At 66.6% G+C, this 11,280-nt stretch carries 7 protein-coding genes; all 7 read left to right on the forward strand.

Features of this window, described 5'->3' with window-relative positions; genetic code table 11:
* Positions 1 to 4: 4 nt before the first annotated feature.
* The gene (locus ACIPV6_RS17820) at positions 5 to 976 is read left to right on the forward strand and encodes an AAA family ATPase (RefSeq protein ID WP_397325795.1); all 972 of its coding nucleotides are present in this window, start codon (positions 5 to 7) and stop codon (positions 974 to 976) included.
* 63 nt (positions 977 to 1,039) lie between these two features.
* On the forward strand, positions 1,040 to 2,479 hold the full coding sequence (locus tag ACIPV6_RS17825; RefSeq protein WP_400272156.1) for a DUF58 domain-containing protein: 1,440 nt from the start codon (positions 1,040 to 1,042) through the stop codon (positions 2,477 to 2,479).
* Positions 2,476 to 4,998, forward strand: a complete 2,523-nt coding sequence (locus tag ACIPV6_RS17830) for a transglutaminase family protein (RefSeq protein ID WP_400272157.1) — start codon at positions 2,476 to 2,478, stop codon at positions 4,996 to 4,998. The genes ACIPV6_RS17825 and ACIPV6_RS17830 overlap by 4 nt, the downstream gene beginning before the upstream one ends.
* Positions 4,988 to 6,505, forward strand: coding sequence for an RDD family protein (locus ACIPV6_RS17835; protein WP_400272158.1), 1,518 nt, complete (start codon positions 4,988 to 4,990; stop codon positions 6,503 to 6,505). The genes ACIPV6_RS17830 and ACIPV6_RS17835 overlap by 11 nt, the downstream gene beginning before the upstream one ends.
* Positions 6,502 to 7,458, forward strand: a complete 957-nt coding sequence (locus ACIPV6_RS17840; RefSeq protein ID WP_400272159.1) for a PP2C family protein-serine/threonine phosphatase — start codon at positions 6,502 to 6,504, stop codon at positions 7,456 to 7,458. Before ACIPV6_RS17835 ends, ACIPV6_RS17840 begins: the two co-directional genes overlap by 4 nt.
* A complete protein-coding gene (locus ACIPV6_RS17845; RefSeq protein ID WP_400272160.1) occupies positions 7,445 to 9,547 on the forward strand; it encodes a hypothetical protein in 2,103 nt (700 codons plus the stop codon). Before ACIPV6_RS17840 ends, ACIPV6_RS17845 begins: the two co-directional genes overlap by 14 nt.
* Entirely contained in the window at positions 9,544 to 11,274 is a 1,731-nt protein-coding gene (locus ACIPV6_RS17850; protein ID WP_400272161.1) for a serine/threonine-protein kinase, read from the forward strand. Before ACIPV6_RS17845 ends, ACIPV6_RS17850 begins: the two co-directional genes overlap by 4 nt.
* Positions 11,275 to 11,280: the final 6 nt, after the last annotated feature.

The following is an 11,280-nucleotide window of genomic DNA, read 5'->3' on the forward strand; positions in this document are numbered from 1 at the left end:
ACCGATGACCATGACAAACGAGCAGGCCGCGTGGTTTGCAGAAACGTTCGAGAAGCTCGTTGCCAACGTGGGCCAGGCCGTGCTTGGCAAGGAGCACGTCATCCGGCTGACCTTTACGGCGATGCTGGCTGAGGGCCATGTGCTCTTCGAGGATGCTCCGGGTACGGGTAAGACGTCGCTGGCGCGTGCCCTCGCGGCCACTGTCCAGGGTTCGCACAACCGCATCCAGTTCACCCCCGACCTCCTGCCCTCGGACGTCACGGGTGTGACCATCTACGACCAGAAGACGCAGAAGTTCGAGTTCCACAAGGGCCCGGTCTTCAGCAACATCGTCCTGGCCGATGAAATCAACCGTGCTTCGCCGAAGACCCAGTCCGCGCTGCTCGAGGTCATGGAAGAATCCCGTGTCACCGTGGACGGTACAACCTACGACGCCGGGCGGCCGTTCATGGTCCTGGCGACGCAGAACCCGATCGAGCAGGCTGGTACCTACCGACTGCCTGAAGCACAGCTGGACCGCTTCCTGATCAAGACCTCCATTGGCTACCCGGATCACGCCTCCACCGTGAGGTTGCTGGGCGGCTCCAACCTCAAGGACCGTTCGCGGGACCTCTCGGCCATCATCACCACGCAGGCTGTTGCGGACATGGCCGACCTCGCGGCCACCACCCACGTGGACACCGCGGTGCTGGAGTACATTTCCCGGCTCTGCGAGGAAACCCGCAACGCTTCGGAGACCCGCCTGGGTGTTTCTGTCCGTGGCGCCTTGGCCATGGTCCGCGCGGCAAAGGTATGGGCTGCCGGCCAGGGACGGAACTTCGTTCTGCCGGACGACGTCAAGGAACTGGCTCCCGTGGTCTGGACCCACCGACTGGTGATGGACCCGGAGGCGGAGTTCTCCGGCGCCACTCCGGAAGTTGTCCTGACCCGCGTCCTTGCGGACGTCGCAGCCCCGCAGCAACGCGCCAGCGCCTAAGCCTGCGCCTAGTACGGCTCCTGCACGAACCACCCGCACCCCGGCACGAACAAAGGTCCCCACATGTCCTCCAGCACACCCCTGAACAGGGCTGCTGATTCGCTCAAGCGCGCAACATCGGCGCTGGGCAGCAAGATCCGCTCCTTGGGCGGCTCCGGCAACGGTACCGGCTCCGGCTCAAGCTCCGGCAACGGCACCCGGCAAGGTGCAACCCGGCCCGGGGGCTCACGGCCAGGCAAGCCCGGCAAGCTCCACCCCGCAGCCGTGTGGGCCGAAGCCGCAGGGACGCTGGGGGAGGTCCTGGCCCCCACGTGGTCCAGCGTGCGCGGACTCTGGCTGCGCTTCGTGTGGCCCGTCCTTTCCGTGGTGAGCGTGCTCGGTTGGGTGGTGCTGGCCACCGCCATCGGCTTGTGGATCGCAGGGCAGTCCTGGGGCTGGCAGGAAGCCAAGTCCGCCGCCATGGTGGCGTTCCTGTTGTTCGTGTTCGCCATTGCGTTCATTGTTGGCCGCTCGGCCTACGGCGTGGTGCTGGACCTGGCACGCACCCGCGTGGCCGTGGGCGATGATGCGGTGGGCAGTATTGCCGTGTCCAATGTGTCAGCCCGCCCGCTGCTGCCGGCCACGCTGGAACTTCCCGTGGGTTCCAACACGGCCATCTTCCACTTGCCGCGCATGAAGCCTGCACAGGTCCATGAGGACCTGTTCACTATTCCCACCGCCCGCCGCGCCGTGATCGTTGTTGGCCCGGTCCGTTCGGTGCGGGCGGATCCGCTGCACCTGCTCCGCCGCCGCGTGATGTGGACGGAACCGGTGGACTTGTTCGTCCACCCTCGCACCGTTCCCCTCGGCGGATCGGCAGCGGGCTTTATCCGCGACCTTGAAGGCATGCCCACCACCGAGCTGTCCAGCGCCGACGTTTCCTTCCACGCCCTGCGCGACTACGTTCCCGGTGACGACCGCCGGCACATCCACTGGAAGACGACGGCCCGCACCAACAAGCTCATGGTCCGGCAGTTCGAGGAGACCCGCCGGGCGCACCTGGCCATTTCACTCTCGATCAACCTGGACGAATATGACTCCGAGGCAGAGTTCGAGATGGCCATTTCCGTGGCTGGCTCCATTGGGCGCCAGGCCATCCGCGAACAGCGCGAGCTGGACGTCATGACGCAAAAAGGCCCCTTGCGCTGCGAAACCGGCCGCAACCTGCTGGATGACATGACCAGGATTGTCGGAGCACCGATGCGGAAGACCGCCGTCGACCTCGCCCGGACCCTGGCCGATACGGTTCCGAACGCCTCCGTGGTGTTCTTCGTGGTGGGCAGCCAGGTGACGGCTACGCAACTACGTTCGGCGGCCGCCTCTGTTCCGCCCGGAGTCCGCAGCCTCGCCGTTCGCGTCCAGCCCGGCGCCGCGCCGTCGCGGGCCAACATCGCGGACCTGACAGTCCTCACCGTGGGAGACCTCGACGATCTCGCCATTGTCCTTCGAAAGGCGGCAGCATGAGCACCGCGCCGAACACCCGCAACCGCCAGCGGCGGGACGGCAGGCCGGATGCCCGGACGCGGAGGCGGGCGGTCAACAGCAACGACTCGATCTTCGCCGATGGACGGCCTTTGTGGCATTTTGCCGTCGACTGCGTTGCCCTCGCGGCATTGTTGTTCCTTGGCGTGCTTGGCTTCAGCCTGAGCTTCGGCGGGGACGCACGCTACCTTGTGGCCGGACTGGGCGGCATCCTGCTGGGCCTGGGCATCGCGGTGCTGAACGCGCACCTCAGGCTGGGCCTGCTCATCACCACGGCCGCGGCCTTCGGCTCCTACATGCTGTTCGGCTCGGCCCTGGCAGTGCCGGACACCGCCGTGCTGGGGTTCCTGCCGAGCCTGGATTCGCTGCGCACGCTGTTGCTGGGCATCGTGTTCTCGTGGAAGGACATGCTGACTGTTGGCGTGCCTGTGGGTACCGCGAACGGCATGCTCATTGTTCCGTTCCTGAGCTCGTTGCTGATGGCCCTGGCAGCGGGCCTGTTGGCCTGGCGCCTTAAGAGCCCGTACTGGCCGCTCCTGCCCGTGCTGGCACTGTTTGTGACGGGCATAGCCTTCAGCACCAGTGCAAGCTTCCTCAACGTGGAGCGCGGTGTTTCCCTGACCATCATTTCGATCGTGTGGGCCACCTTCCGTCGGGACGTGTTGCGCCAAAGCAGCACCAGGATGGTTTCGGCCAACCGTCCGGACCACGACGCCGGTACGGCCCGCCGTGGCAAGCTCCGCCGCCTGGGGACTGCTGCAGCCGTGATCGCTGCCGCCGTCGGCATCACCGCGGTGGCCTCGCCGTTGGTCACCGCGAGCGATGACCGGAAGGTGCTGCGCAACACGATCGTCCCGCCGTTCGATCCCCGCGACTACATCACTCCGCTGGCAAGCTTCCGCAACTTCGTGAAGGACCAGAAGGACGAGACACTCTTCTCCGTCAAGGGCCTGCCCAAGGATGGCCGCGTCCGCCTGGCCGCGCTGGACTCCTTCAACGGCTTGAACTACACCATGGACCCCAACAGTTCGGGCAACTTCAGCAAGGTGGGCGATGCCCGTTCACTGAACACCCTCGCCGACACAGGCAGCCCGGTGGCCAGCACCAACTACACGCTGGACATCACCATCGAGGATTACCAGGGCTACTTTGTCCCTGGCGGACGGCACACCACGGGCCTGAGCTTCCTGCAGAGCCCGGAGGCAGCTTCGGGACTGTACTTCAACGCCGGAACGGACACCGCGGTGACCACCAAGGGCCTGGCCAAGGGTGATGCGTACACCGTCCAGGTTTCCGATCCTGGAACGCTGGAGCACGGGCAGCTCACCCAGTACGACTTTGCCAAGATCACGCTGCCTGACGCGCAGGAAGTTCCGCCGATCGTGGCCTCGCAAGCCAACGAACTCTCCGCGGACGCGCCCACGGCGATCGACCGTGTCCGGCAGATCGAAGCGCACTTCCAGAAGAGCGGTGCCTTCAGCAACGGACTCGTCGCCGACGGGCAGTTGCCCAGCCTGCCCGGGCACAGTTCTGCGCGCGTACGCAACCTGCTGTCCGCCAAGCAGATGCTTGGTGACGACGAGCAGTACTCGGTGGCCATGTCCTTGATGCTGCGCCACTTGGGTATCCCTTCGCGCGTGGTGATGGGTTTCTATCCCGATCCCAAGAGCCCGGAAAACGGCGCCGGCAATATCAACATCACCGGCAAGGACGTGCATGCCTGGGTGGAAGTCGCCTTCGACCGTGTTGGTTGGGTGGCCTTCGATCCCACCCCGCCCAAGGACAACGTGCCCATCCCGCCGGACCCGGATACCAAGTCCAAGCCCAAGCCGCAGGTACTCCAGCCGCCGCCCCCGCCGCAGGAGCCCGCGGACCTGCCGCCTGACTCCACACCGGACGCGCTTGATGCTGACGAGAAGAAGAACAACCCCTGGCTTTTCTGGGGCCCGCTGTTGGCTGCGATCGGTGTTGCGCTGATTCCGATCGGCATCCTCGCCTTGCCTCTGTTGCTGATTCTCCTGTTGAAGGCACGACGCCGGAAGGCCCGGTTCCGGGACGGCCACGCCGCCCAGCGGGTGGGCGGAGGATGGAACGAAGTATTGAGCCTGGCTACGGACATGGGCGCCTCGATCGACGGCAAGTCCACCCGGCGCGAATCGGCTTCGGTGATCGCGGAGGCCTTCCCGGTCACTGGAACCACCACCACATTGTTGGCGCACCGGGCCGATGCGGCCGTCTTCGGTGCCGGCCAGCCCAGCGAAGCCGAGGTCAAGGAGTACTGGGAGATCGTGGACTCGTCGCTGGACGGCATCACGGGAAGCGTGGGTTTCTGGAAGAGGCAGCAAGCCCGCTTCTCGCCCCGCTCCCTCCTTTCGGACGGCCGGGCTGCCCTCAGCAGGCGCAGGGAACTGGAGGGGCGGTCCCCGAAGGACCGTGCGACAAACGGCCTCCGCGGCAGGATCGCGTCCTTGTTCACGAAGGGCGGCAAGGGTGGGCAATGAGGCCGAAGCATGCCCCGCCTGCCGCCATACGGTGCGTCCCGGGGCAACGTTCTGTACCTTCTGCGGCTCCCCGCTGAACAACCGTGAAGCCCGCCGGGACAGGAACGTCAACCACGCGCAGGCGGCTGCGCAGGATCCCTTGACCCGGCAGGTCGCGCCGGGTGCCGGTAGTATCTCGGTAGTGTCCGCGCCAGCCGGATCCGTTCAGCCGTTCCCGGTACAGTCCGGAGCCGGTGCCGGCGCAGCGTCGAATCCAGGGGGAGGGACCACTTTGACGACGAAGCTTGAACTCGCGCCGGCGTCTGCCGGTAAACGCTTGGGTGCGGCCGTTTTGGACTGGCTGGCTCCTGTCGCTGTGCTTGCCACCACCTTCGCCATCGGCATCGCCGGCATCACCCAGACCCGCCGGAACGGCTTCATTGTCTACGACACCGGGTTGCTGGTCCTGTTGGGCAGCATCGGCCTCGCATTCACCGTGGTCTACATGATTGTGCTGCTGGCGTTGGAAGCCAAGTCCGGCAACACCATTGGCAACCAGGTGATGGGCATCCGCAGTTCGGATGCTGACGGCTATGCACCCGGCGCGGGTGCCGTCTTTGTCCGTGGCATCATCACCGGGGGAGTGCTGCTGCTCGGCAGCATCGCGGCCGGCGTGTTCTCAGGTCTGGGACTTATTGGGCTGATGTTGTTCATTGGCCTCCCGTTGATGGGCCTTGGCGTGGTGTGGGCCATCCTGGTGGTGCTCTCCAATGCCTGGGACAGCAACGGAAAGCTCCGGGGCTGGCATGACAAGGCAGCCAAATCGCTGGTGTTCGATGTCCATGCCGGCCGCAACCCCGTGCTGACGGGTGGGATCCAGGGACCCTACAGCTTCGCCCCCGTTGACCTGCCTCCTGTACAACCCGTCGCTTCCCCGGTGCCCGGCTCGCCAGCAGTCGCGCCCCGGAAACCGGCGGCGCAGGCGGCCGCGGTGGCTCCCGTCGTGCCCGCCCCGGCGCCGCACGCTCCCGCCGTCGAGCCTTCCCACGACCCCAACCAGTGGCGGCCCCCGGTGGCTCCGCGGCCCGGGAACGCAAGCCCCGCCGTCGTTCCTCCACATGCCGCAAGTCCCGCGGCTGTCCACCCGGACGATGACCTGGACCGGACCCAAATGCGGCCGGGTGCCGCGCGTGCGCAGGCAGTTCTGCGGATCCGCGTGGACGACGGGCAGGATATCCAGCTCGGGGGCACCGTGCTCCTTGGCCGCAACCCCGCACCCCAACCAGGAGAAGCCACCCAACAGCTCCTCCCGGTTTCCGATCCCGGCAGGTCGATCTCCAAGACCCACCTGCATTTGCGGGTGGATGGCGACGGCGTCTGGGTGACTGACCGCAACTCCACCAACGGCAGCGCCGTCACCACGCCTGACGGCATCCAGACCCGGCTGCATCCGGGCGAGGCCGTCTTTGTTCGACCCGGTTCCACCGTTCACTTCGGGGACCGTTCCTTCCACCTAGGACAAGCATGAACTCACAGCCGGCAAGCCCGGATGCCGACGCCCCTGCCGCCCCCAGTGGCCCCAGTTTCCAGCTGAGTTACGGCTACGGGACGGACCGCGGCCTGCGGCGGGAGCTCAACGAGGATTCGTTCATCGCCTCCGATCCCGTCTTCGCAGTGGCTGACGGCATGGGCGGCCACGAGGCCGGGGAGATCGCCAGCGGCATGTGCGTCCGCACCCTGGGCAGCGCTCCGGAACTGGCCACCGGCACCCGTTCGGCGACGGCCGGGGAACTCCAGGCGTGCCTGCTCAAGGCAGATGCGGCCATCCGCAACGCGACCGGTGGCCGCGCCGGGACCACATTGTCCGGCGTGGTGGTGGTGGAGCAGATGGGCGTGCCCTACTGGCTGGTCATGAACATCGGCGACTCCAGGACCTACCTCCTCAGCCAAGGCGGCTTCTCGCAGGTGAGCGTTGACCACTCGGAGGTCCAGGAACTGGTGGATTCCGGAGACATCACCCCGGAACAGGCCTCGATCCACCCGCGTCGCCACGTCGTCACCCGCGCCCTGGGTACCGGTGACGAAACCGAGGCGGACTTCTGGCTGCTGCCCATCCAGGAGGGCGACCGCGTGATGGTCTGCTCCGACGGGCTCAACGGAGAGCTCGGCGACGACCACATGTTCCGTGTCCTCAGCACCGTAGCGCACCCCCAGGACGCCGTGGATGCCTTGATCCAGGCAGCGCTCCGAAGCGGCGGCCGGGACAACGTCACGGTGATCGTGGTTGACGCCAAGAACGTCCTGAACGACGCCGGCATCGCCACCACCGCTCCGCGCCCGGAAGTGGAATCCGAGGTGGAAGAAGACACCCTCCCGCGCGCCTGGGTGAACGGCGCAGAAGACGACGGAACGGAAGACCACGGCGCCGATGACGATGACGCCGGCCCGGAGACCGAGGCCGGTGCAGATGCCAAGCACTAACAGTCCGATGGTTGCCCGCTACGGCCAGGGTGATTGGTTTGGCATCGTGCGCCAAGGGACCGTGGTCCTGCTGGGACCGGACACCCCCGCATCACTGATCGATACGGTGTGGAACGGCCTGGCGTCCGCGCCGGAAGCCCACGAAGTCCTCCACGAAGTCACGGATGCCTTCGGTGTCTCCCTGAGCCGGATTCCGCCCTTCGGAATCATCGACGCCAAGGACGGCTTGCGGGTGTTCCTCCGCGGCGACCTCGAGCTCACGGTCCAGTCCACCGGGGCACGGTCCGGCTCCGGCGGCGAGCAGGTCAGCGGCCGGGACGTTACAACTTGGACAGAGCGGCGGTTCAGCTCGGCTGACGCGTACAGCCTGCGGATCGCTTCAAGCACGACGGCGGGTGGCAGCCTGCCGCTGCCGGACGGCCCACCCCTGCCTTTGGTTGAGGGCGTGGTGCGCTTGTCCGGCGTGGATGTTGAGCTCACGGACGGGGCGGCCCTTGAAGAGCCGGTACAGCCGGCCGCGGGAGTCGCGGCTACAGCGGTTGGGGTCCCGGGCCAGGCCAACGCGGTGGAAACGGCGGCCGAAATTCCGAATCAGCCTGACTCCGAGGCACCGGTATCTCCGGCCCCAGTGTCCGATGAAACGGTTCTCGGCTACCCCGATGCCGATCTCGGCTTGACCATCGCGCCGCACGCGCTGGCCTTTGGGCATGGTGAAGAAGACGCGGTGGACGAGGAGAGCTCGGCGGCGCCTGGCGACAGCGCTGCCCGCAGTGAAGGACCCGCTCACGACGGGCCTGACAGTGAGACTTCGGCAGAAGACGGATCGGGCGAGCCCACACTCGAACCGGAAGTAGCCTCTGGTGGCGCGGGGGATACGCCCTCGGCAGCGGTTGAAGGGCTGGAACAGGGAAGTGGCCCGGGTGAGGTGGCAGGCTCGGATCAGGCGGGCGGCTCTGATCAGCCCGGTGGCCCCGAGCTTTCGGATGACTCCGATCAGTCCGGACCAGACAAGCCTGCTGATTCCGGCCCCGAGCCGGACGTCTCTGAGGATTCAACCGGGGTTTCCGTGCACACCAGCACCACGGACCCACTGCTTCCGACGCTGGAAACCACCACCAACTATGACCATTTGTGGGACAAGACGGTGATGCGGAACATTGAGGACGCTGCCGTACGGATCGCGGACGATTCCGACGAGCACGATGTCCCCGCGCCCCCGGCACCCAAGACCACGGAGTCGCCCAGGTCGGCCCCGACAGTCGGTGAGCAGGCAGCGGGGGAGCTGGCAGCGAACGGGGGCTCCGGCGTCGTGCCTTCGCCTGCCGCTCCAGCTGGGCCTGCCGCCGCGCCTGCGGAACCGACGGCTGCCCCCCTCGGCGTGCCCGCTTTGATCGACTCCGTTCCGTGGCTGCGCAGCAGCGCCGGAACAGCAGCGCCGCAGGGTGGGCCGGAAGCGCCCGGCCTTGCGGGTCCGCCGGCGGCTGTCCCCGCTTCGCCAGCGCCGCCGGCCCAGTCCATGCCGGAGCACGATCCTGACCATGACGGCCAGACGATCATGAAGAGCAGCGTGGCAGACGACCTTCCCACAGCGGCGTCTGCTCCGGACCAAGCCAGCGCGCCCGCGGGCAATGGTCCGAGCGTTTTGGCACGCGTGTGCTCCCAGGGCCATGCCAATCCACCTACCTACCCGCAGTGTGCGGCGTGTGGAGTGGCCTTGTCCGGCGACGCGTTGCAGGTTCCCCGGCCGCGGCTGGGCAGGATGCGGTTGTCCACCGGCGAGCTGATTGACCTTGACCAGTCGCTCATCATCGGCCGCCAGCCCTCGGTCTCCCGGGTGCAGGGCGGCACCATGCCGCGGCTCGTTCAAGTTGAGAGCCCTGGCGGGGACATTTCGCGCTCCCACGTCGAGGTGCGGCTGGAAGGCTGGCACGTCATGCTCTGCGACCTTAAGGCCACCAACGGCACTGTCCTGATCAGGGAAGGCCAGGCCCCGCGCCGCCTTGCCCAAAACGAGATGGCCATCCTGCTTGACGGCGACATCGCCGAACTGGGTGACAACATTTCATTGCGTTTCGAGGAGATTCTTTGAGTTCCAAGAGGCCCCCCGCGCCGCCTCCACCCATCCCGGGGTTCAAGTACATCAGCCTGCTCGGCTCCGGCGGTTTCTCCGACGTCTTCCTGTACGAGCAGGACAGGCCGCGCCGCAAAGTGGCCGTGAAAGTGCTGCTTTCCGACCTGAAGACCGAGGGCGCGCGCCGCCGCTTCGAGTCCGAGGCGAACCTGATGGCGCAACTGTCCTCCCACCCGTACATCGTGACCATCTTCGAAGCGGAGATCACCGAAAACGGCCATTCCTACCTGGCCATGGAGTACTGCTCCCGGCCGAGCCTGGATGTCCGGTACCGTCGCCAGCGGTTCAGCGTGGACGAGGTCCTGGCCGTCGGTATCCAGGTGGCGTCCGCCGTCGAAACCGCCCACCGGGCCGGCATCGTGCACCGCGACATCAAGCCAGCCAACATCCTGGTCACGGACTACAACCGACCCGCCCTGACGGACTTCGGCATTTCCGGAACCATCGGCACGGACAGCGATGACGACGCCGGCATGTCCATCCCGTGGTCGCCCCCGGAGCAGTTCCGCGGCGGTGCCGTTGATGGTGTTCCCGTGGACATCTGGGCACTGGGTGCCACACTCTACACTCTCTTGGCGGGCCGTTCCCCGTTCGTCCTTCCGGGCCAGGACAACTCACAACGCGAACTGATTTCGCGGATCACCAACTCTCCCGTGCCCCGGCTGGGACGGGCCGACGTGCCCGAATCGCTGGAGCTGGTCCTTGCCACGGCCATGGCCAAGTCTCCGGACTCCCGGTATTCCTCGGCCCATGCCTTCGCGCTGGCCCTGCAACGCATCCAGGCTGAGCTGAACCTCTCGGTCACGCCGTTCGAGGTCCTTGCCGAACCCGGGCACGGGGATGAGCAGCATCCGGACGACAATGTGGAGGAGACCCGCGTCCGGAGCATCGCTTCGATCGATCCCGATGCCTCGGGAACCGCAACTACCGGCTCGGCTCCCACGTTCCCGGCCCGGACGTTCCCTTCCACGGTGCCCGGAACCAGTCCGCAGACCACGCGTCCCGGAACGGCCCAGCCGCAGCCCACCCAGCCCCAGCCCACCCAGGCTCCGCAGCTGCCGCCGGCCCAGACGTACCCGCCGCAGTTCCAGATGCCGGATGCCAGGTCCATGCAGCCGGCCGAGGCGGAACCGGAGACTGCGGAATCCACTGTCCTTCGGGGCTGGCAACCGGCGTCGGACAACCTCGATGCAACCGTCAACCGTTCCGCTCCCGGCACCGCGTCCGAGGCGGAAGAGGTCCCGCAAGCCGACCACGGGAAACGTAATCTGTGGCTTGCCGTCACCGGTGGCGCGGTCCTGGTTGTCGCCGTCGTGGTTGGCGTGGTGCTGGGCGGTTCGGCCCAGCCCAAGGTGGCACCGACGGAATCGGCGAGCAAGCCGCCGGCAGATCCGATCGGGGACGGCAACGTTCCGGACGTCGCGGGACTCAGCGCGGCCCGGGACACCAAGGATCCGAACATTGTGGTCTTCTCCTGGAAAAACCCCCAGCCAGGGAAGGACGACTCCTACAAATGGCGGACCAAATCGGCCAAGGCAGACGGGGCCTACCAAACCACTGGTACCGAGAAGGCATTTGTCTCGGGATTCAGTGAGTTGCCCATCTGTGTCCAGGTCATCATTGTCCGCTCCGACGGTTCCGCTTCGCCCGGTGGTCCTGACTCCATTGCGTGCCTGGAGAAATAGCAGGCC

Origin of the sequence: Paenarthrobacter sp. NPDC089988 (assembly GCF_044748465.1) — a bacterium.
Lineage (GTDB): Bacteria > Actinomycetota > Actinomycetes > Actinomycetales > Micrococcaceae > Arthrobacter.

Excerpts from the sequence above, each read along its gene's own strand:
- ACIPV6_RS17820 (WP_397325795.1), top strand. The coding sequence starts at position 5 with ATGACCATGACAAACGAGCAGGCCGCGTGGTTTGCAGAAACGTTCGAG.
- ACIPV6_RS17825 (WP_400272156.1), top strand. The coding sequence starts at position 1,040 with ATGTCCTCCAGCACACCCCTGAACAGGGCTGCTGATTCGCTCAAGCGC.
- ACIPV6_RS17830 (WP_400272157.1), top strand. The coding sequence starts at position 2,476 with ATGAGCACCGCGCCGAACACCCGCAACCGCCAGCGGCGGGACGGCAGG.
- ACIPV6_RS17840 (WP_400272159.1), top strand. The coding sequence starts at position 6,502 with ATGAACTCACAGCCGGCAAGCCCGGATGCCGACGCCCCTGCCGCCCCC.
- ACIPV6_RS17845 (WP_400272160.1), top strand. The coding sequence starts at position 7,445 with ATGCCAAGCACTAACAGTCCGATGGTTGCCCGCTACGGCCAGGGTGAT.